Origin of the sequence: Albimonas pacifica (assembly GCF_900113695.1) — a bacterium.
Taxonomy (GTDB): domain Bacteria; phylum Pseudomonadota; class Alphaproteobacteria; order Rhodobacterales; family Rhodobacteraceae; genus Albimonas; species Albimonas pacifica.
In genome coordinates this window covers 58,490-78,869 of record NZ_FOQH01000010.1, presented here as the reverse complement: position 1 = coordinate 78,869, position 20,380 = coordinate 58,490, and the positions used below count along the sequence as shown (strand labels likewise).

Sequence of the window (20,380 nt, the reverse complement as noted above, 5' to 3'; positions counted from 1 at the left end):
CCCGTCGTGGCGGGCCGGCCGCGTGTTCCGCGCCGCCCGCTGCGAAGCGATCTCCGAAGCGGCTCCATGGGGTGAGCGCTCCGGGACGGATCGCGGGCCCGCCCCCCTTCGACGGCTGGGGAGTCCGAAGGGGCGGCGGGCCTTCCGCGCCGCCGCCCCCTCGTGGCTTTCGATGATCGATCGCGCCCGGCTCAGGCCGCCTGCGGGTTCCCGCGGACGATCTTGCCGTCGACGATGTGGATCCCGCACTCGGTCTTGTCCGACCCGCGCCAGCGGCCCGCCCGCGGGTCCTCGCCCGGGCGCACCTTGGTGGTGCAGGGCGCGCAGCCCAGCGAGGGGAAGCCCTCGGCCACCATCGGGTGACGCGGCAGGTCGTGGGCGTCCATGTACTCCGAGATGCGCCTGGCGTCCCAGTCGGCCAGCGGGTTCAGCTTGATCCGGCCGGCGGGGTCCACCTCGAACAGCTCGAGGTTGGCGCGGTCGGCGGTCTGGAACCGCTTGCGGCCGGTGACCCAGGCCTGGAACGGGGCCAGAGCCCGCTCCAGCGGCCGGGTCTTGCGCAGGTCGCAGCAGGCGTCGGCGTCGGGGCCGTGCAGCGAGCCCTCGGGGTCCTCGGCCTTCACCTCGGCGGCGTCGGGGCGCACCAGGCGCACGCCGGTCAGGCCGAGCTGCTCGGACAGGCTCTGCTGGTAGGCCAGCGTCGCCGGGAACAGCATCCCCGTCTCGAGGAACAGCACCGGCAGCGACTTGTCGACCTGGCTGACCATGTGCAGCAGCGCCGCGGACTCCGCCCCGAAGGAGGAGACCAGGGCGAGCCCGCCCGGGAACTCCTTGTGGGCGGCGGCCCAGAGCACGTCCTGCGGCTCGGCGCCCCGGTACTTGGCGTTGAGGCGGGCGGCCATCTGCTCGGGCGTCTCGGCGGCGCCGTCGCGGCGGCGGCTCTCGCCCCGCACCGCGCGGCGGGCCTCGAAGATCGAGACCGCGCCCCGGCGCAGGCCGGACTGGTAGGTCAGCGAGACGCTGTCCCGCGCCTCCTGCCAGTCCTCTTCCTTCTGGCGCTCGGCCATCGCCTCGGGGATCTCGATCGTGTCGAAGCCCACGGCCAGCAGCATCGGGTACTGGTCGGCGATCACCGGGCCGGCGGCCCGCAGCTCGCCCCGGAAGCCGAAGCCGCGCAGGCGGCGGGCGATCGAGAAGCCCCGCCCGTCCGCGAAGGACGGGAAGGCGACCGAGACCAGGCTCAGCCGCGGCAGGAACTCCTGCAGGGTCCGGGCGTCGGCGTCGTTGGGCACGTGGACGCCCACGGCGCCCGCGCCCTCGGGGAAGCCCTCCTCGCGCAGGCGCGCCAGGGGGAGGATGACCTTCGCGCCTTTCGGCGCCACCTGGCCTTCGGACAGGCGAACCCACAGGTCCGGCGTCAGGCCGTTCGCATCACGCAGGGGCATAGATCGCCTCCTTGAAAGCCGGCATCCCGGCGCGGCGGTACGTCTGGAGGAACGTCTCCCCCGGCTCGCGGATCGCGAGGTAGCGGTCCACGAGCTTCTCGATCACGTCCGGCACTTCCTCGAAGGCGAAGCCGGGGCCGGTGCGCGTGCCGATGGCCGCGTCCTCGCCCGGCGCGCCGCCCAGCGTGATCTGGTAGGATTCCACCCCCGCCTTATCGAGACCCAGGATCCCGATATGGCCCACGTGGTGGTGGCCGCAGGCGTTGATGCAGCCCGAGATCTTGATGGCCAGCGGCCCGATCTCGCGCTGGCGGTCCTCGTCCGCGAAGCGCTGGGCGATGGCCTGCGCGACGGGGATCGAGCGGGCGGTGGCCAGCGCGCAGTAATCCAGCCCCGGGCAGGCGATGATGTCGGTCACCAGCCCGAGGTTGGCCGCGTGCAGCCCCTGGGTCTTGAGCATGTTGTAGAGGGACGGAAGGTCGTCCTTCTTCACATGCGCGAGCACCACGTTCTGCTCATGGGTGATGCGCAGCTCGCCCTGCGAGAACGTGTCGGCGGCCGAGGCCATCAGGCGCATCTGCTCGGCCGTGGCGTCGCCGGGGGCGCCGCCGATCGGCTTGAGCGAGATCACCACCGAGACGTAGCCCGGCGCCTTGTGGGCGTGGGTGTTGGTCTCGGCCCAGCGGGCGAAGGCGGGGTCGGCCTTCTTGCCGGCCTCGAGCCGCTTGGACTCCTCGGGCAGCGCCTCCCACGCGGGGGCCGCGAAGTAGGCGGCGATGCGGTCGATCTCCTCCTGGTCGGGGGCGATCACCTCGCGGTCCATGCGGGCGAACTCTTCCTCGACCTCTTTCGCGTAGGCCTCGGCGCCCATCTCGTGGACGAGGATCTTGATGCGGGCCTTGTACTTGTTGTCGCGACGGCCGTGCAGGTTGTAGACGCGCAGCGCCGCCTCCAGCCAGGGCAGCAGGTCCCGGCGGGGGAGGAAGTCGCGGATCACCGGCGCGATCATCGGCGTGCGGCCCTGGCCGCCGCCGACGAACATGCGGTAGCCGACCTCGCCGTCCGCGTTGCGCACGATCTGGATGCCGATGTCGTGCACGCGGATCGCGGCGCGGTCGGTCTCGGCCCCCGTCACGGCGATCTTGAACTTGCGGCCCAGGAAGGTGAATTCCGGGTGCAGCGTCGACCACTGGCGGATCAGCTCGCAGGTCGGACGCGGATCCTCGATCTCATCGGCCGCCGCGCCCGCGAACGGGTCGGAGGTGGTGTTGCGGATGCAGTTGCCGGACGTCTGGATAGCGTGCATCTCGACGTCCGCCAGGTGCTGGAGGATGTCGGGCACGTCGGCCAGCTTCGGCCAGTTGTACTGGATGTTCTGGCGGGTGGTGAAATGCCCGTAGCCGCGGTCGTAGCGCTCGGCGATCATCGCGAGCTGGCGCATCTGGTCCGCCGACAGGGTGCCATAGGGGATCGCGACCCGCAGCATGTAGGCGTGGAGCTGCAGGTAGAGACCGTTCATCAGGCGCAGGGGACGGAACTCGTCCTCCTTCAGGGCGCCGGACAGCCGGCGCGCCACCTGACCCCGGAACTGGGCCACGCGCTCGTTCACGATCTGCGCGTCGAATTCGTCGTAACGGTACATTCCGCGTCTCCGCTGGACGTCGCGGGCCGCGCGGCGCCCCCGGGTGAGGGGGGCCGCGGCCGGCGACGCGTGTCGGACGTCAGGGGGCGAAGCGGCCTTACGCCGCCTTTTCGCGCGCCCCCGCGCCCACGAGATAGTCGAAGGTCGGCGCCGCGTCGGCGCGGATCGCCTCGCGGCGGGAACCGGGAACGAGCCCCTGCTCGGTCATCTCCACCTCGGCGAGGTAGGGGCCGACCACCATCCGCTCGAACAGCGGGGCCATGCCCAGGGTCTCGAACATTCGGGCCTCGTCGTCGGAGCGGGCCGGGCAGGCCTCGGCGAACCGCGGGGACCAGCCGGCGCCGGTCCACCAGACGGCCTCGCCCCCTTCGAGGGCGTTCGCGGTCAGGACCACGGGCTTGAACGTCTTGGCCATGAGGGACTCCCCGTCACGGAGGTTTCGTTGCATCGCAAGGTAAGGGGCGCCGGTGTGGGATGCAATAATTCACACCGGCTTTCGCTTACACGCTTTATTTCACACCGGAAGAAAGTTTTATTGCCGCGCGTGCGCTCTCCCGTGGACGTCGCGCCCCGCCCGGTCTATCGCCGGAGGGTGGTTTGGGACCGGTGAACGGGGGAGAAGGCGATGACGCGGACGCTATTCGGAACCGACGGCGTGCGCGGGCGCGCGAACGTGCACCCGATGACCGCCGAGGTGGCGCTGAAGCTGGGCCAGGCGGCCGGGCGCCGCTTCCGCCGCGGCCCCCACCGCCACCGCGTCGTGATCGGCAAGGACACGCGCCTGTCAGGCTACATGCTGGAACAGGCGATGACCGCGGGGTTCCTGTCGGTCGGGGTCGACGTGTTCCTGCTGGGCCCGATTCCGACGCCGGGCGTGGGGATGCTGACCAAGAGCCTGCGCGCGGACGCGGGCGTGATGATCTCCGCCTCCCACAACCCCTACCAGGACAACGGCATCAAGCTCTTCGGACCCGACGGCTTCAAGCTCTCCGACGAGCAGGAGGCCGAGATCGAGGGGATGGTCGAGGCCGAGCCGGTGCTGGAGGACGCCGAGAACCTCGGCCGCGCCAAGCGCATCGACGACGGCCTGGGCCGCTATATCGAGGCCGCGAAGGCCACCTTCCCCCGCGACCTGCGCCTCGACGGGCTGAAGGTGGTGGTGGACTGCGCCAACGGCGCCGCCTACCGCACCGCGCCGACGGTGCTGTGGGAGCTGGGGGCCGAGGTGATCGAGGTCGGCGTCAGCCCCAACGGGCGCAACATCAACGACCGCGTGGGCTCCACCGCGCCGATGACCTGCCGCGAGACGGTGCTGGCCCATGGCGCGGACCTCGGGCTTGCGCTCGACGGCGACGCCGACCGGCTGATCCTGGTGGACGAGCGCGGAGAGGTCGTCGACGGCGACCAGATCATGTGCCTGATCGCCGAGCGCTGGATGCGCGACGGCGTCCTGAAGGGCGGCGCGCTGGTGGCCACGGTGATGTCGAACCTCGGGCTGGAGCGGCGGCTGGCGAGCCAGGGCGTGCAGCTGCTGCGCACCCGGGTCGGCGACCGCTACGTGGTCGAGGAGATGCGCCGCGGCGGCTACAACCTGGGCGGCGAGCAGTCGGGGCATATCGTGATGTCCGACCATGCGACCACCGGCGACGGGCTGCTGGCGGGGCTGCAGGTGCTGGCGGCGCTGGTCGAGGACGGCTCGCGCGCGTCGGAGGCCTGCGCCCGGTTCGAGCCGCTGCCCCAGGTGCTGAAGAACGTGCGCTACGCCGCCGGCCAGGCGCCGCTGGAGGCCGCCCCCGTGCAGGCCGCCATCGCCGCGGGCGAGGCGCGCCTGAACGGCGCCGGCCGGGTCCTGATCCGCAAGTCGGGCACCGAGCCGCTGATCCGGGTGATGGCCGAGGGCGAGGACCCGCTGCTGGTCGAGGCCGTCGTCGACGACATCTGCGCCGCCGTCTCCGCCGCCGCCCAGGCCGCCTGACCCGCGCCGGCGGCGCCGCTGCACGCCCGCCCGACGGGGCGCCCCGCCGCCCCCAGGCGCCGCCGGCCGCCCGCGGCCGGCGCCCCGGGCTCGACCCGGGGCCTGTCCCGACCGCGCCGCCCGCGCGAGCCAGGCCGCCTCGCCGACGCCCGCCCCCGGCCCCCCTCGCCCCGCGCGCCCTCGCCCGCCGCCGCGCCGCGCGCCTGACCGATCCCCCTGCGCCCCGCCCGACGCGGCGCTCCCCCGCCGCCCCCGACCCCTCCGGCCGGGGTCCGCCGAGACCGCGGCCCCGGGCGCCCCTCGCCCCGCGCGCCCCCGCCCGCCCTGCGCCGCGCGCCTGACCGGACCCCCGGGCGGGCGGCCCGACGCGGCGCCTCCGCCGGCGGCCGGGGGCGGCGCCGGCGCTTCCGGGGCGCCGAAAAACCCTTCGAATCCTCCGATTCCCGGCCGGCTTCCGTCGCGGACGCCTTGCCGCCGGTCCGGCGGGTGGTAATTTCCCCCCAAGTTCGCAGATCATGCGGCGCCATCGGCGGAAGGGAGTCTCCGCCCGGAGAGCCGCAAGCTCGACGTCATAGGGAGGATGCCATGCTCGGAGCGATGCAGGACTGGCCGCTGCGCGTCTCGACGCTGATCGACCACGCCGCGAAGTACCACGGGAACCGGCCCATCGTCGGCCGCTCAGCCGAGGGACCGTATGTCGAGACCACCTGGGCCGGCGTCCATGCCGCCGCGAAGAAGGTGGCCCAGGCGCTGAACCACCTCGGCTACGGCTCCGGCGACGCGATCGGCGTCATGGCCTGGAACACGCCCCGCCACATGGAGGTCTGGTACGGCGTCTCCGGCTGCGGCGCGATCCTGCACACGCTGAACCCGCGCCTGTTCTCCGAGCAGCTCGAGTACATCATCAACCACGCCGGCGACCGCGTGGTGATGGTCGAGCCCGACCTGGTGAAGGTGCTGGAACCCCTCGTCCCCCAGCTCGGCACGGTCGAGAAATGGGTTGTCCTGACCGAGCGGGCCAACATGCCCCAGACCACCCTGCCCGACGCCATCGCCTACGACGAGCTGCTGGCCATGGCCGACGGCGATTACGAGTGGGCGACGGGCGACGAGAACGACCCCTGCGGCCTGTGCTACACCTCCGGCACCACGGGCAACCCCAAGGGCGTGCTCTACTCGCACCGCTCGAACGTGATGCATGCGCTGTTCGCCTCGACGCCCGACTGCATCCCGATCTCCTCCACCGACGTCGTGATGCCCGTCGTGCCGCTGTTCCACGCCAACGGCTGGGGGCTGGCCTACACCTGCGCGCTGAACGGCGCCGCGATGGTGATGCCGGGCCGCGACATGACCGCCCCCGGCCTCTACGAGATGCTGGAGAAGGGCGTCACGCTCACCGCCGCGGTGCCGACCATCTGGCTGGGGATGCTGCAGCACCTGCGCCAGAACAAGCTGAGCTTCTCGACGCTGAAGCGCGTGGTGATCGGCGGCTCGTCGTGCCCCCGCGCGGTGATCGAGGCCTTCCAGCTCGACTACGGCGCCCAGGTGATCCACGCCTGGGGGATGACCGAGACCTCGCCGCTGGGCTCGGTGTGCTCCTTCAAGCCGGAGGTCGCCTCGCTGGGCGCGGCGGAGAAGCTGGACGTGCAGACCTCGGTCGGCCACCCGCCCTACGGCGTCGACCTGCGCATCACCGACGACGCGGGCGAGGAGCTGCCTTGGGACGGCAAGCACCAGGGCAAGCTGTGGATCCGCGGCTACGGCGTGGTGAAGCGCTACCACCGCATGGAGAAGGACGCCGCCGAGCCGGGGACCCAGTGGTTCGACACCGGCGACGTCGCGACCATGGACCCCAACGCCTACGTGCGGATCACCGACCGCTCCAAGGACGTGATCAAGTCGGGGGGCGAGTGGATCAGCTCGATCGACCTCGAGAACGCCGCCGTGGCCCACCCGCAGGTGGCCGAGGCCGCCGCCATCGGCGTGCCGCATCCCAAGTGGGACGAGCGTCCGGTGCTGTGCATCGTCGGCGTCAACGGCGCCCGGCCGCCGAAGGAGGAGATCCTGGCGCTGGTCGGCGAGCATTTCGCCAAGTGGCAGATCCCCGACGACGTGATCTACATGGACGAGCTGCCCCATACCGCCACCGGCAAGATCTCGAAGCTGGAGCTGCGCAAGAAGCTCAACGGCCTGGGCTACGTCCACCCCGAAGCCGCCTGAGCGCGGCAGGGCGCGCGGAGGATCGGCGGGCCGGCCCCGGGCGGGGCCGGCCCGTCCCGTTCCGGGGCCCGATTCGCCCCGCCGCGGGGCGCGGGGCGGCGGAGCCGGCCGGGCAAGGAATTGATCGGGAAAGACGATCCCCGCCGCCGTCGCGCCGGCGCAGGGCCGCGGCCGACGGCGGCGGCGCGAGTTCATCCCATGCTCATGACGTGATATGCTGGGTGGGTTGCGTATCCTGCCGGGGATGGCCTGCGTATGCCGCGCAAGCGCGTGAGACCTGAGAAGGAGTCGATCGTCGACCTGTTCGGCGACGTCGTGCAGGACCGCGAGTCCTACCTCTACTCGATCGCCGAGGACGACGAGGCCCTGCGCCTGGCGCGCGAGCCCGCGCCCCGGCGCGACCCCGCCAACGCCAACGCCCCCGCCGAGACCGCGCCCGATCAGGCCGCGCCGGCGCCCGCCGAGCGGCCGCGCCCGATCAGCCCGCTGGGCCGGCGCGACCGGCCGCGCAAGGCGCCCGGGGCGCCCGCCGCGCCGGAGCCTGCGGTCGCGCCCTCCTCCGACCTTTCCCCCGCCGAGGGCTTCGCCGCCGCCGCCCCCGGCGGCGCGGCCCAAGCGCGCCGGCATCTCGAGCGGCTGCAGCGCGCCCGCCTCGCCCGCGCCCGGGCCGAGCAGACCTCGGGCGCCCATGCCCGCGACGCCTGGCCGGAGCTGCTCGACGACCGCGGCCTGTGGTCGGCGGTGACCGTCGTGCACGGGGCGCTGTCGGTGCTGAGCCTGGGGCTCTACCGCCCCTGGATGAAGACCGAGACCCGCCGCGTGCTGTGGAGCAACGTGCAGGCCGACGACGAGCCGCTGGAATACCTGGGAACCGGCGCGCAGCTGTTCCGCGGGCTGATGATGGCGCTGATCCTGCTGGGCGGGATCGTGGCCCTGGCCTGGGTCGCGGCGGCGGCGCTGGGGCTGATGTCGCTCGAGGCGCTGGACGGGGCGCTGAGCGGCTCGGCGCTCGAGCTCGAGAGCCCGGTGCGCGCCGCCCTGCCGCTGCTGGCGGCGATGGCCGCCCCGGCGCTGATCGCACTGCTGCTGATCTCGCCCCTGCTGCCGCTGGCGGCGTTCCGCGGCCGGCGCTACCGGCTGTCGCGCACCCGCTGGAAGGGGGTGCGCTTCGGCATGGAGGGCGGCGGCTGGTCGCTGATGGGGCTGGGGCTGCTGTGGACGCCGCTGATCCTCGCGTCGGCCGGGCTGCTGTGGCCGGTCTGGCGCTGGCTGCGCGAGGCGCGGATGACCCGCGCCATGCGCTGGGGCGGCGAGCCCTTCGCCTTCGAGGGCGGCCCCCTGCCCCTGCTGCTGCACTGGCTGCCGGCCTGGGGCTTCCTGGCGGCCCTGGGCGCGCTGATCGCCGTGCCCGGCGCGCGGGAGCTCGCGGGCCTGGGCGACCTGCCCGCCGTGGCGGCGCGGCTGGGGCCGCTGACGCTGATCGCCCTGGCGCTGCTGATCCTGATGACGGCGACCTTGCTGCTCGCCAACTACCGCGCCGCCGAGGTGCGCCTGACCACCCGCGCCCGCCGCCTGGGCGGGGCCTGGGCGGAGTGCGATTTCTCGGTCTGGCACCTGGTCGACAGCTACATGGCGGTCAGCCGCAAGAACCTGTGGCCCGGCATCCTGGTGTGGCTGCTGATCGCCGCCGTCGCCGCGATCCCGATGATCGGCGCCATGGGGGCGGAGCTGGAGAACCCGGACTCCGGCGGCCTGGTCGAGGGGCTGGGCGACGCGCTGGACGAGAAGCTGTTCGGGGGCTTCCACTCCTGGCGGGCGCAGGGGCTGGTGCTGATGGCGCTGGTGATCGACTATTTCCTGTCGGCCGTGTTCACCCTGTGGCTGTGGACCTACGTCTACCAGCGCCGGCGGACCGAGCATCTGCTGGCCTCGATCACCCTGCGCGACGTGCACAGGCTGGACGCGGTGCGCGGCCGCGCCCGCCAGCGCGACCTGGAGGCGGAGGGGATGGAGGAGGCGCTGGACCTGTTCGCGGTCTGAACGATCGCGCAAGCTTCGCGCGAGACAGCGCCGGCGCGATCCGCTAGAAGGCGCGTCGGGCGCGGGGGCCGGGCCGAAAGGACGCGGCCGCATGAAGAGAACGCCGGTCAATCCCCTGGACTGGAGCGCCGCCCTGCCGATGAGTCAGGGCGAGCTGATCGAGGGCGCCTCGCGCCGCCTGCGCATCGCCGGCCAGGGTGAGCTGTGGGAGGATCCCGACGACCCCGCGGGCCTGGGCGTGGGCTGTCCCGGCGACATGGCCCGGCAGCTGGAGGCGGCGCTGTCCAACGTGGACGCGGTGCTCTCGGCCGCGGGCATGGCGCGCCGCCACCTGGTGCAGGTGCGCCTGCTGACCACCGACATGCGCGCCCTGCTGGCCGAGGCCGACGCCTATGCCGCCTGGATCGCAGAGGCCGGCGTCGCCCCGCCCCTGACCCTGATCGGCGTCGCCGCCCTGGTGCATCCCGACCTTATGGTGATGGTCGAGGCGGAGGCCGAGGCCTGAGCGCCCGGCCCCCCGGCCCCCTCCGTCCGTCTGCGCGCGGCCGGGGCGGCGCGGGGGGCGGCGGGGCCTTCAGCCCTCCGGAACCCCGAGCACGGTGCGCAGGTGGTCGGGGACCGGCGCGGGCAGGCGCCAGTCGACGTAGATCGGGGCCTCGCCCTCCCAGCCCTCGAAGGCGACGGGGCCGCAGTAGCGGAACGGGGCGGCTTTGCCGTTGCGCGACTTCCCGCCGCGAACGAACAGGTGGATGCTCCAGCCCGGCTCCGCCCCCGACAGGATGCGCCCGCGCGACCCGTGGCGGGTGGTGCTGGTCTGGCTGGCCCAGCGGAAGCGCTGCGGGTCGAGGAAGCGGTCCTCGTAGTGGTTGCCGGTGGCGAGCGTGCCCTTCTTCAGCGTCACCAGCAGGATCAGGGCGCGGCGCGCCTTCACCGGCACGATGCCCACGTTCCAGCGCGCGTCGCTGAACACGTCGCCGAACAGCGGCGGGATCTCGTCGCGCATGTATTCGCGCCAGGGCTCGGGGGCGGGCTCCGCGGCGGCGTCGGGGCGCGCGAAGCCGGGGGCGTCGCCTTCGGCGGCGGCCAGCGCCTCCGGCTCGGGCGTCGGGAAGGCGCGGTCCTCGGCGCCGGCGAGACGGCGGGCGAGGCGCCAGTCGACCAGTTCGGAGGCCAGCTCGCGCAGGGCCTCGGCCTCGTCGGCGGGCGGGGCGAAGCGGGTGCGGAACCCGGCCCCGTCCAGCGCGAACCAGCGGCCGTCCTCGGCCTGCGTCCAGGGGGCGAGCGCCGTGTCGCGCAGGGCCGCCGCCGCCGCCTCGGCGTCGCCGGGCGCGACGCCCAGGTCGCGCGCCAGCCGCGGCGCGCGCGCCGCCAGCCGGCCGAGGCGGGCGGCGAGGCGGGGGAGCGCGACCTCCCCCGGGAACGCCCCCTCGTCGATCATCGCCGCCAGCGCCGGCATCGCGGCGCCGCCCGACGCGGCCCCCGTCTCGATCTCGCGCAGCAGGCCGCCGAAACCCTGCAGGGCGCGCTGGGCGGCGGGGGTCAGGTCGCCTTGGTCGCGGACGTAGTCGAACCACAGGCCATGGCCGGTGCGGCGGGGATCGAAGCCCGCATGTTCGACCTCGCGCGCCGTGGGCCGCGCGCCATGGGTCAGGCGGAAGTCCTCGTAGAAGGCCGCGAGCTCGGCCGCGTCGCCCGAGTCGACGCGCAAGAGGCGCTCGAGCAAGTCGATCGCCACCGTGTCGTAGGCGATCTCGCAGCCCGGCGGCAGCTCGAGCGCGCCGGTCCGCAGCTCGCTCAGGCGGGCGGCGAGCGCGCGGTCCCCGCCCGTGACCTGCAGCAGCGCCCGGGCCTTGACCAGGAACGAGCGGTGGGCGCCGATGTAGTCGATCACCTGCAGCCGGTCCTTGCCCTCCGCCAGCCGCAGGCCGCGGCCGAACTGCTGGAGCCAGACCACCGGGCTTTCGGTCGGGCGCAGCATCAGCACGGTGTCGATCTGGGGCACGTCCACGCCCTCGTTGAACATGTCGACGGCGAAGAGGATGTCGAGCTCGCCGGCCTGCAGCTCGGCGAGGCTGGCGGTGCGCGGGGCGGAGCCGGGGCCGGCGTGCACCGCCTTCGCCCGCAGCCCCGCCTCGCGCGCGAAGCGGGCCATGAAGTCGGCGTGGCGCTGGGAGACGCAGAAGCCCAGCGTCCGCGCGCCCCCCTTCGCCGCGAGCTGGTCGAGCGCGTCGCGCGCCCGGGCGCGGGTCGCCGTCGCCTCGGTAAGCGCCGCTTCGTCGAAGCGCCGGCCGCGCCAGGGGATCTGCGTGTAGTCGAGGTCGTCGGGCAGGCCGTGATAGGTGAACGGGCATAGCCGCCCGCGGCCGATCGCGTCCCACATGTCGCAGCGGTAGACCAGGTTCTCGCCGCACAGCGACAGCAGGTCGCCGCCGTCGGCGCGCTCGGGCGTGGCGGTCAGGCCGAGGAGGAAGGCGGGCTCGAAATGCTCGATGACCCTGCGGTAGGTGGCGGCGGCGGCATGGTGGAACTCGTCCACCACCACGTAGTCGAAGGCGCCCGGGTCGAAGCCCGAGAGATGGGCGGCGCGGCCCAGCGTCTGAATCGAGGCGAAGAGCACGTCGGCCTCGCGGTCCTTGCGCCCGCCGGCGAAGCGGCCGAGGCGCGATCCGGGGCGCACGGCGCGGAAGGCGGCCATGGCCTGGGTCAGGATCTCCTCGCGGTGGGCGACGAACAGGACCCGGGCGAAGGGGCGGCTGTCGAAGGCGGCGAGGAAGGTCTTGCCCAGCCCTGTCGCCAGCACCACGAGGCCCGAGCGATGCCCCCGCGCGCGGGAGGCGGCGAGCGCGTCCAGCGCCTCGGCCTGGATCTCGTGCGGGGCGGGGGCCTCGGCGGGGGGCTCGACCTCGATCCCGGCCGCCTGCGGGGTCGGAGGGATGCGGCGGGCCTCGTAGGCGTCGATCCAGTCGTGGGTCAGGGGGGCGACCTCGGGCCGGGCCATCAGGCGGGCGAAGGCGTCGCGGGCCTCGACCAGCGCCGGGGCGTCGGGGGCGCCGAACAGGCGCAGCGTCCACTCCACGCCCCCGTCCAGCGCCGAGCGCGACAGGTTGGAGGAGCCGACCAGCAGCGCCCCGGTCCCGTCGCGGAAGCGAAACAGCCAGGACTTGGGGTGGAAGGCGACGGCGGAGGCGTCGAAGATCCGCAGGTCCGCCGCAGGCGGCAGGTCCAGCAGGCGGCGCAGCGCCGTGGGGTCGGAGGCGCCCAGGTAGTCGCCGACCAGCAGCCGCAGGCGGCCGCCGCGCTCCAGCAGCTCCTCGAGATAGGGGAACAGCAGGTCGACGCCCGAGCGCAGGGCGAAGGCGACGGCGGCGTCCACCTCCGCCGCCTCGTCGAGATGGGGCGCGAGATGCGGGAGCAGCGCCGCCTGCGGCCCGTCGAGAAGCGCGGGGCCGCGGGTGGAGACGGGCGCCGGCTCGGTCTCGGGCGCCCTCTCGGGCTCGGCGGAGATGCGGATGTGGAAATGGGGCCCGGTCTCGACGAAGACGGTTCGCGCAAGGCCGGACGCCTCGGCCTCGGCCTCGGCCAGGTCCTGGGCGGCGGCGAGGCGCAGGGCGAGGGCGGTCTGCTCCTCCGTCGTCAGGGCGCGCCAGCCGGCGACGTGCCGGCGGGGCGCGAGCAGCACCTCCCCCTCCGCGCGCAGCGTCATCGAGCCCGCGTCGAGATGCGCCAGCGTCTCGAGGCTGGCCGCGCAGATCGGGCAGGCCGGGGTCATCGGGCGCCGCGGCGCGGGGGCGGGGGCATGGCGGGCGGCCTCGATGCAGCGGGGTCGGCGGAACGGGAGCAGCGTATCGGCCGCTCGCCGCGCTGACCAGGCGCGACACTCGCCCCGCGGCGCGTCCCGCACTAGGATCCGCGGACGCTGTCGGGCGGCAGGCCGCCGCCCGGCCGGGGAGGAAAGCGGACGCGCAGACGTCCGCCCGGGAGAAAAGACCATGCGGATCGGAAGCCCCAGGGAAATCAAGACGCAGGAGCACCGGGTCGGCCTGACCCCGATGGCGGCGCAGGAGGCCGTCGCCCACGGGCACGCGGTGCTGATCGAGACCGGCGCCGGGCTGGGCGCGGGCTTCGACGACGCCGCCTATCGCGCCGCCGGCGCCGAGGTGGTCGCCACGGCCGACGAACTCTTCGCCCGCGCCGAGATGGTGGTGAAGGTCAAGGAGCCCCAGGCGCAGGAGCGCGCCCGCCTGCGCGAGGGGCAGGTGCTGTTCACCTACCTCCACCTCGCCCCCGACCGCGCCCAGACCGCGGACCTGCTGTCGAGCGGCGTCACCGCGATCGCCTACGAGACGGTGACCGACGCCGCCGGCGGCCTGCCCCTGCTGGCCCCGATGTCGGAGGTCGCGGGCCGGCTCGCCCCCCAGGTCGGCGCCTGGTCCCTGCAGAAGGAGCAGGGCGGGCGGGGAATGCTGCTCTCGGGCGTGCCGGGGGTGGGCGCGGCCGAGGTGGTGGTGATCGGCGGCGGCGTGGTGGGGACCAACGCGGCGCGGATCGCCCACGGGATGGGGGCGCGGGTCTCGGTGCTGGACCGCTCGATCCCGCGGCTGAGGCATCTCGACGAGGTCTACGGCGGCGCCTTCGCCACCCGCTACGCCTCCCAGGCCGCGACCGAGGAGCTGGTGGCCGCCGCCGACCTGGTGATCGGCGCGGTGCTGGTGCCGGGCGCCGCGGCGCCGAAGCTGGTCAGCCGCGCGCAGCTCTCGACCATGAAGCCGGGGGCGGCGATCGTGGACGTGGCCATCGACCAGGGCGGCTGTTTCGAGACCTCGCGCCCCACCACCCATGACGACCCGGTCTACACGGTCGACGGGATCGTCCATTACTGCGTGGCCAACATGCCGGGCGCGGTGGCGCGGACCTCGACCATCGCGCTGGGCAACGCCACGCTGCCCTTCGTGCTGGCGCTGGCCGACAAGGGCTGGCGGCAGGCGCTGGAGGACGACCCCCACCTGCTGGCGGGGCTGAACGTCCATGCCGGGCGGCTGACCTGCTTCCCGGTGGGCGAGGCGCAGGCGCTCGACGTGCTGTCGCCCAGGCTCGCCCTGAAGCTCTGACCGGCTCAGGCGGGGGAGGAGACGTCCATCCCCGGCCGCGCGGCCGGGGGGCGGGCGGCGCGGCGGGCGAGCAGGCGGCGGGCGAGGATCCGCCGCTCCCGCGCGGTGGCGCAGGCCTTCAGGCGGGCGACGCAGTCCTCGAGCGCCGCAAGGTCGTCGAGCGGGCTGGCGGGGGCCTCCGCCCCGGTCTGCGGCTTCGCCTCCGGGGCGGCCCGGGGCCGGCCGGGGCGCAGGTGGCGGGCGAGCATGACGTCGAGCGGGTGCAGCGCCGAGTCGACCAGGTCCTGTCCCGCGAGGCGCGCGGCGACGCCCGCGGCCATGCCCGCCGGCGCCCGGCCCTGGGCGCGCAGGGAGGCGCGGACCACCGCGTCGTCCGCCCGCGCCACCCGCAGGCCGGCGGCGCGGCAGCGGGCCACCAGGTCGCGGTCCTCGTTCGAGACCAGCCGGCGGAAGCCGCCCGCCCGCCGGTAGGCCTCGGCCCGGAAGCCGAGGTTCGCGCCCCCGGCGAGGTCGATGCCCCCCGCCCGGCCCTCGGGGTCCATCAGCGCCTCGAAGGCGAGCGACAGGCCCAGGTAGCGCGCCTCCCGCCGCTGCCGGCGGCGGTAGGCGGGGGGCAGGCGGCGGGCCTCCTCGGGGAAGGTCTCGATGCGGCCCATCACGGCGTCGGCCCCGGCCAGGGCCGCGCGCATCCGCGCCAGCCAGTCGGGCGCGGCGGCGCCGTCGGCGTCGGTGGTCGCCAGCACCTCCGCCTGCGGGCAGAGCCGGGCGGCGAGCGCGAAGCCGAAGCGCCGCGCCGCCCCGACCCCGCCGCGGGGAAACCGCCGCTCGGCCAGCGCCAGCGGCAGCGCCGCCTCGCGGGCGAAGGCGAGCGCGGTCTCGGCGGTGGCGTCGGTGGTGTTGTTGACCACCAGCACCAGCGCCGCCCGGTCGAGCTGGGGGCCGAGCGCGGCGAGGCAGCGCCCGATCAGCTCGGCCTCGTCGCAGGCCGGCACGATCACCGCGGCCTCGGCCGCGGCGAGCGCGGCCGCGGAGGGCAGGCAGATCGTCCCCGCGGGCGGCCGGGGACGGGGGCTCGGCTCGGGCCGCGGGGCGCGGGGGCTCATCTGCGGGGGCCGCTCGCCAGGTCCAGGCGGAAGCCGTCGGCGTCGCCGTCGCCCCCGGGCAGCCGCCGGAAGCGGCGGCTGGAGGCGGCGAGGAACGCCGCCAGCGCCACCCCGCCCTCCAGCGCGTTTCCGCTGGGGCCGAGCCAGGTGCAGCACAGGATGTCGGCCTGCGGCCAGCGCCGGTCGATCTCCTGCGCCAGCGCCGCGATGGCGGGCGCGTCGAGGAAATAGAGGATCTCGGACAGCAGCACGAGGTCGTGCTCCGCCCCGCCGGGGCCGGCGGGAAGCTCGGCGGGCAGGAACAGGCGCTGGAAGCGGGCCTCGGGCGCGGCGCGGCGGGCGGCCTCGAGCGCGGCCTCCACCGCGTCGACGCCGAGATAGGCGTCGCAGCGCGGCGCGATGCGGCGCGCGAGCTCGCCGTTGCCGCAGCCGATCTCGAGCGCCGAGGCGTAGCGGCCCCGCGGCAGCGCCCGGGCGACGGCGGCGAGGCGGGCGTGCTCGTAGGGGCTGGAGCGGAAGCGCCAGGGGTCGTCGCCCTCCCGGTAGAGGTCCTCGAGGCGATCCAGGGACACTTGCATCAGCGGGGCTCCCTTTCGAAGAAGATCTCGGGGCCGGCCTCGAACATCGCGACGAAGGCCGGGGACATCGCGAAGGCCTCGCGCGCGTCGTGCACCACCTGGCCGAGCTGGCTGCGGTGGCGGCGGATCGCGGCGCCCTTGGCGGCCCGCCAGGGGCCGGGGTCGACGCGGAACTCGCAGGGCGCGCCCAGGCGCTCGCGGAAGCCAGGGTCGCGCCAGCGCGACCAGACCGGGTAGCTGTAGAGGCGCAGCCCCGCCATGCAGGCGGCGGCGCGCGCCACGGCGGCGGCGACCTCGTGGTCGCAGTGGGGGTCGGTCTCGCAGGGGGCGAAGAGGCTGCGGGCGTCGACGCGCCGGGCCGCCTCGATCACCGCGGCGACCACGGGGCCGAGGTTGGCGATCGTGTCCGAGGCGGCGTCGGGCAGGCCCAGCCAGGTGAGGTCCCCGGGCCCGCCGCCGAGGTCGCGAAGCGCCGCCTCCATCTCCTGCCGGCGCAGGGCGGAGAGGGCGGCGCGCGACCATGTCGGCGAGCCGAGGTGCGAGGCGCCGCCGTCGGTCAGGCAGATCACATGCGCGCCCGCGTCGGCGAAGCAGGCCGCGAGCAGGCCGCCGCAGGCCAGCGACTCGTCGTCGGGATGGGGCGCCAGCACCAGCGCCGGCCGCCCGCCGCAGAGCGCGGCGGCGGAGGTCTCGAACACCTGCGGCCGGGGGACCGTGGCGTCGAACGGGGGAGGGAGCGTGGGGGGGCGATCAAGCATCAAACCAACTTTCGAGCGTGCCGCCGTCGACCAGCAGGTCGCGGCCCACGCGGAGCGTCATCGCGTCCCGCGCGGCCTGGCGGAGGTAGCAGGCGAGGTCGCGCGCCATGCGCCCGACCGGGTCGTCGAGGGCGAACATGCCCAGGCCCACCGAGCGCTCGACCGCCGCGATGGCGTCCTGGCCGAGCTCCTCGGTCAGCAGGCGGGTCGAGATCGACAGGGTGGCGGCGCGCTGCGGCTCGGCGCGCGCGGCGGCGCTTTCGGCGAACTCGGCCGCGCGGGCGATGGCGGCGTCGGCCGCCAGCGCCCGGATGCCGATGGGCGCGAGACGCAGGAGCTGGGCCTCGGCCTCGAGATGGCCGCGCCGGGCGAGCGCGGCGCGGGCGCGGTCCAGCAGGCCCACGATCCCGCCCAGCGTCACCGCCGCGATCCGCCAGGTCCCGCCGATGAACTGCGGCTCGGCGGTGTAGACGTCGGGGGCGCCCAGGGGCTCGCCGACGAGGCCGGCGCAGTCGAACCCGCCCGAGCGGCTGTCGGCCATGCCCGAGACGTCCCATTCCTCCGGCCGCTGGCGGCGGGGGTCGTCGACCTCGACCAGCAGGAGCTGCCTGCCGCCCTTGCCGACGCGCTGCGCCGGGACGATCGCGCGCCGGACCATGCCGAGGCCGGAGGCGAAGCGCTTGGACCCGCCCATCCGGGCGCCGTCCCAGGTCGCCGGCTGGTCGCCGTCCGCGGCCCAGACGCCGTAGAGCTCGCCGTCGGTCATCGCGCCCCGCGCCTCCGAGAGCTGGGCGGGCGTGCCGTGGGCGCGGATCAGCCGGTGGGCGTTGGCGTGCCCCTCCAGCAGCCGCCCCGCGGAGAGGTCCCGCGCCGCCACCTGGCGCAGCACCGCGTGGAGCGCCTGGGGCGTCGCCCAGGTCTCCGGCGCCAGCCAGGCGCCGTCGCGCAGATCGGCGAGGATCGGCGCGCATCGCTCGACCGGCGACGGCTGTAGGGAGCGGGTGTGGTGCATGGCGGCCTCGAAGTTGCAATTCCGCACAAAGCGGCGGCGACCCGTGTCCAGATTGCGGCGCGATCCCGGCCGGCAAGCGGCCCTCCGGCCGGTCCGGAGGCGTGTCCCGGGGCCGCTCCGGACGGCCGCGGGGACGGCCTTGGGACGCGACGCAGGGGTGGGGGGCGGGATGTTTTGAAAGAGTGACAAGAACTTGCAGGAACGCCCCGGCGACGACCCTGCGGCAGGTGGGGAGTCGTAACCTGTCGTGGAAGGCCCGGTCGAGGTCGCGCCGGGATAACAAATGTTAAGGCCGCCTTGCCGTTCCCCCGGGCCCGCTAGCTGGAGGAGCGCCGCGGCCCCTCCCGGTCCGCCGCGGCGCCTCCCCACCCCGGACCCCGGACAGACGCAAGGAACGCCGTTCATGAAAGACCCCGAGCAGACCCGCGGCCCCGGCGGCGAGACCCACCAGACCGCCGGCGAGGATCATCCGGCAATGACCACGCAGGTCGGGATGCCGATCTCGGACGACCAGAACAGCCTCAAGGCCGGCCCGCGCGGCCCGCACCTGCTCGAGGATCAGGTGTTCCGCGAGAAGCTGTTCCACTTCGACCACGAGCGGATCCCCGAGCGGGTGGTCCACGCCCGCGGCTACGGCGCCCACGGCACGTTCGAGACGACCGAGAGCCTCGAGGACCTGACCTGCGCCGACCTGTTCCAGCGCAAGGGCGAGAAGACCGAGGTCTTCGTGCGCTTCTCGACGGTGGCGGGGTCCAAGGGCTCGCCGGACCTGGCGCGCGACGTGCGGGGCTTCGCGGTGAAGTTCTACACCCGGCAGGGCAACTGGGACCTGGTGGGCAACAACATCCCGGTGTTCTTCATCCAGGACGCGATGAAGTTCCCCGACCTGATCCACGCCGCCAAGGCCGAGCCGGACCGCGGCTTTCCCCAGGCGCAGACGGCGCACGACAACTTCTGGGACTTCATCTCGCTGATGCCCGAGTCGATGCACATGGTCATGTGGATCATGTCCGACCGCACGCTCCCCCGCTCGTTCCGCTTCATGGAGGGGTTCGGCGTCCACACCTTCCGCATGGTGACGGCGGAGGGGAAGTCGAGCTTCGTGAAGTTCCACTGGAAGCCGAAGCTGGGCGTGCAGTCGGTGCTGTGGGACGAGGCGGTGACGATCAACGGCGCCGATCCCGACTTCCACCGCCGCGACCTGTGGGAGGCGATCCAGTCCGGCGACTTCCCGCAGTGGGAGCTGGGCGTGCAGGTCTTCGACGACGACTTCGCCGACCGCTTCCCCTTCGACGTGCTCGACGCCACCAAGCTGATCCCGGAGGAGGAGGTCCCGGTGCGCAAGGTCGGGGTGCTGACCCTCGACCGGATGCCCGACAACTTCTTCCTCGAGACCGAGCAGGTCGCCTTCCAGACCGGCAACATCGTGCCCGGCATCGACCACTCGAACGACCCGCTGCTGCAGGGGCGCAACTTCTCCTACCTCGACACCCAGCTGAAGCGGCTGGGGGGGCCGAACTTCAACCACATCCCCGTCAACGCGCCCCGCTGCCCCTTCGCGAACCTGCAGCAGGACGGGCACATGGCGATGCACAATCCCCGGGGGCGGGCGAACTACGAGCCCAACAGCCACGGCGAGGGTCCGCGCGAGGACCCCGAGCGCGGCTTCCGCTCCTTCGAGGCGCGCGAGCAGGGCGGCAAGCGGCGGACCCGGGCCGAGAGCTTCGCCGACCACTACAGCCAGGCGCGGCAGTTCTACCGCTCCCAGACCGCGATCGAGCAGGAGCACATCGTCTCCGCGCTCGTGTTCGAGCTGTCGAAATGCGACATCGAGGCGATCCGCGCGCGCATGGTCGGCCACCTGCGGGTGATCGACGACCACCTCGCCCAGGCGGTGGCCGAGGGGCTGGGCATGGAGGAGCTGCCCGAGGCGGCGGACCCCGCACGCCCGGTGGAGAAGACCGAGCCCTCGCCCGCGCTCTCGATCCTCGCCAACCCGCCGGGGACCTTCCGCGGGCGCAAGCTGGGGGTGCTGATCACCGACGGGATCGAGGCGGAGATGCTCGACGCCCTGCGCGACGCCGCGAAGGAGGCGGGGGCGACGCTGGAGCTGATCGCCAGGACCGTGGGCGGCGCGACGCTCGCCGACGGCGGCCGGGTCGCGGCGCAGGAGAAGATCGACGGCGCCCCCTCGGCCCGCTACGACGCGGTGGCGGTGCTGGCGAGCCAGGCGGGGGCGCGGCGGCTCGCCGACGACCACGACGCGCGCCGGTTCCTCGCCGACGCCTGCGCCCACGGCAAGTTCGTGGCCCTGACGCCGGCCGCCCGCGACCTGTGGTTCGAGACCGTCCCGCAGGAGCCCGACGAGGGCGTGATCACGCTCGACGCCCCCGCCGACGCGACCCGCTTCCTCGAGGCCTGCCGCGAGCTGCGGTTCTGGAGCCGGCTGGGCTGAGCGCGCGCCCTTGAGGTCCCGAGCGGGGTCCCCGGCCGTGCCGG

General features: G+C 74.4%; 14 protein-coding genes. 6 read left to right on the top strand and 8 right to left on the bottom strand.

Annotated elements, in window-relative coordinates; all coding sequences use genetic code 11:
* Window positions 1–191: 191 nt before the first annotated feature.
* From BM064_RS28450 to BM064_RS20675, 3 genes are all read right to left on the bottom strand, one after another.
* Entirely contained in the window at window positions 192–1,445 is a 1,254-nt protein-coding gene (locus BM064_RS28450) for a phosphoadenylyl-sulfate reductase (RefSeq protein ID WP_092863266.1), read from the bottom strand.
* Window positions 1,432–3,087 (bottom strand): nitrite/sulfite reductase, encoded by a 1,656-nt coding sequence (locus BM064_RS20680; RefSeq protein WP_092863263.1) that lies wholly within the window; start codon window positions 3,085–3,087, stop codon window positions 1,432–1,434. The genes BM064_RS28450 and BM064_RS20680 overlap by 14 nt, the downstream gene beginning before the upstream one ends.
* A gap of 97 nt (window positions 3,088–3,184) precedes the next feature.
* Window positions 3,185–3,502, bottom strand: coding sequence for a DUF2849 domain-containing protein (locus BM064_RS20675; RefSeq protein WP_177236351.1), 318 nt, complete (start codon window positions 3,500–3,502; stop codon window positions 3,185–3,187).
* Between the two features lie 210 nt (window positions 3,503–3,712).
* Here BM064_RS20675 and glmM point away from each other — a divergent pair, with 210 nt between their 5' ends.
* The 4 genes from glmM (at window position 3,713) to BM064_RS20655 (ending at window position 9,827) form a co-directional block, all read left to right on the top strand.
* Window positions 3,713–5,062 carry a phosphoglucosamine mutase gene (glmM, locus tag BM064_RS20670; RefSeq protein WP_092863256.1) on the top strand — a complete coding sequence of 450 codons (1,350 nt, stop codon included), beginning with the start codon at window positions 3,713–3,715 and terminating at the stop codon, window positions 5,060–5,062.
* Window positions 5,063–5,647: 585 nt separating this feature from the next.
* Entirely contained in the window at window positions 5,648–7,282 is a 1,635-nt protein-coding gene (locus BM064_RS20665) for a long-chain-fatty-acid--CoA ligase (RefSeq protein ID WP_092863253.1), read from the top strand.
* 255 nt (window positions 7,283–7,537) lie between these two features.
* A complete protein-coding gene (locus BM064_RS20660) occupies window positions 7,538–9,322 on the top strand; it encodes a DUF898 family protein (RefSeq protein ID WP_092863250.1) in 1,785 nt (594 codons plus the stop codon).
* Window positions 9,323–9,413: 91 nt separating this feature from the next.
* Window positions 9,414–9,827 (top strand): RidA family protein, encoded by a 414-nt coding sequence (locus tag BM064_RS20655; RefSeq protein ID WP_092863247.1) that lies wholly within the window; start codon window positions 9,414–9,416, stop codon window positions 9,825–9,827.
* Window positions 9,828–9,896: 69 nt separating this feature from the next.
* On the opposite strand, the gene BM064_RS20650 is transcribed toward BM064_RS20655, so the two are convergent.
* Entirely contained in the window at window positions 9,897–13,091 is a 3,195-nt protein-coding gene (locus BM064_RS20650) for a DUF3427 domain-containing protein (RefSeq protein WP_092863244.1), read from the bottom strand.
* A gap of 220 nt (window positions 13,092–13,311) precedes the next feature.
* On the opposite strand from BM064_RS20650, the gene ald reads away from it, so the two are divergent.
* Entirely contained in the window at window positions 13,312–14,430 is a 1,119-nt protein-coding gene (ald, locus tag BM064_RS20645; protein ID WP_092863241.1) for an alanine dehydrogenase, read from the top strand.
* 5 nt (window positions 14,431–14,435) lie between these two features.
* Here ald and BM064_RS20640 read toward each other — a convergent pair whose 3' ends face one another.
* From BM064_RS20640 to BM064_RS20625, 4 genes are read right to left on the bottom strand one after another with little or no spacing between them, the layout of a single operon-like run.
* Complete coding sequence (locus BM064_RS20640) at window positions 14,436–15,533, bottom strand: glycosyltransferase family 2 protein (protein WP_092863238.1); 1,098 nt, start codon at window positions 15,531–15,533, stop codon at window positions 14,436–14,438.
* On the bottom strand, window positions 15,530–16,111 hold the full coding sequence (locus BM064_RS20635) for an SAM-dependent methyltransferase (RefSeq protein ID WP_092863235.1): 582 nt from the start codon (window positions 16,109–16,111) through the stop codon (window positions 15,530–15,532). The genes BM064_RS20640 and BM064_RS20635 overlap by 4 nt, the downstream gene beginning before the upstream one ends.
* On the bottom strand, window positions 16,111–16,869 hold the full coding sequence (locus BM064_RS20630) for a PIG-L deacetylase family protein (RefSeq protein ID WP_092863232.1): 759 nt from the start codon (window positions 16,867–16,869) through the stop codon (window positions 16,111–16,113). The genes BM064_RS20635 and BM064_RS20630 overlap by 1 nt, the downstream gene beginning before the upstream one ends.
* The gene (locus tag BM064_RS20625) at window positions 16,862–17,881 is read right to left on the bottom strand and encodes an acyl-CoA dehydrogenase (protein WP_245779233.1); all 1,020 of its coding nucleotides are present in this window, start codon (window positions 17,879–17,881) and stop codon (window positions 16,862–16,864) included. Before BM064_RS20625 ends, BM064_RS20630 begins: the two co-directional genes overlap by 8 nt.
* Before the next feature lie 403 nt (window positions 17,882–18,284).
* On the opposite strand from BM064_RS20625, the gene BM064_RS20620 reads away from it, so the two are divergent.
* A complete protein-coding gene (locus tag BM064_RS20620; protein WP_218161093.1) occupies window positions 18,285–20,336 on the top strand; it encodes a catalase in 2,052 nt (683 codons plus the stop codon).
* The last annotated feature ends 44 nt before the right edge of the window (window positions 20,337–20,380 follow it).

Coding starts and splice junctions, on each gene's coding strand:
- BM064_RS28450 (WP_092863266.1), bottom strand. CDS start 1,445: ATGCCCCTGCGTGATGCGAACGGCCTGACGCCGGACCTGTGGGTTCGC.
- BM064_RS20680 (WP_092863263.1), bottom strand. CDS start 3,087: ATGTACCGTTACGACGAATTCGACGCGCAGATCGTGAACGAGCGCGTG.
- BM064_RS20675 (WP_177236351.1), bottom strand. CDS start 3,502: ATGGCCAAGACGTTCAAGCCCGTGGTCCTGACCGCGAACGCCCTCGAA.
- glmM (WP_092863256.1), top strand. CDS start 3,713: ATGACGCGGACGCTATTCGGAACCGACGGCGTGCGCGGGCGCGCGAAC.
- BM064_RS20665 (WP_092863253.1), top strand. CDS start 5,648: ATGCTCGGAGCGATGCAGGACTGGCCGCTGCGCGTCTCGACGCTGATC.
- BM064_RS20660 (WP_092863250.1), top strand. CDS start 7,538: ATGCCGCGCAAGCGCGTGAGACCTGAGAAGGAGTCGATCGTCGACCTG.
- BM064_RS20655 (WP_092863247.1), top strand. CDS start 9,414: ATGAAGAGAACGCCGGTCAATCCCCTGGACTGGAGCGCCGCCCTGCCG.
- BM064_RS20650 (WP_092863244.1), bottom strand. CDS start 13,091: ATGACCCCGGCCTGCCCGATCTGCGCGGCCAGCCTCGAGACGCTGGCG.
- ald (WP_092863241.1), top strand. CDS start 13,312: ATGCGGATCGGAAGCCCCAGGGAAATCAAGACGCAGGAGCACCGGGTC.
- BM064_RS20640 (WP_092863238.1), bottom strand. CDS start 15,533: ATGAGCCCCCGCGCCCCGCGGCCCGAGCCGAGCCCCCGTCCCCGGCCG.
- BM064_RS20635 (WP_092863235.1), bottom strand. CDS start 16,111: ATGCAAGTGTCCCTGGATCGCCTCGAGGACCTCTACCGGGAGGGCGAC.
- BM064_RS20630 (WP_092863232.1), bottom strand. CDS start 16,869: ATGCTTGATCGCCCCCCCACGCTCCCTCCCCCGTTCGACGCCACGGTC.
- BM064_RS20625 (WP_245779233.1), bottom strand. CDS start 17,881: ATGCACCACACCCGCTCCCTACAGCCGTCGCCGGTCGAGCGATGCGCG.
- BM064_RS20620 (WP_218161093.1), top strand. CDS start 18,285: ATGAAAGACCCCGAGCAGACCCGCGGCCCCGGCGGCGAGACCCACCAG.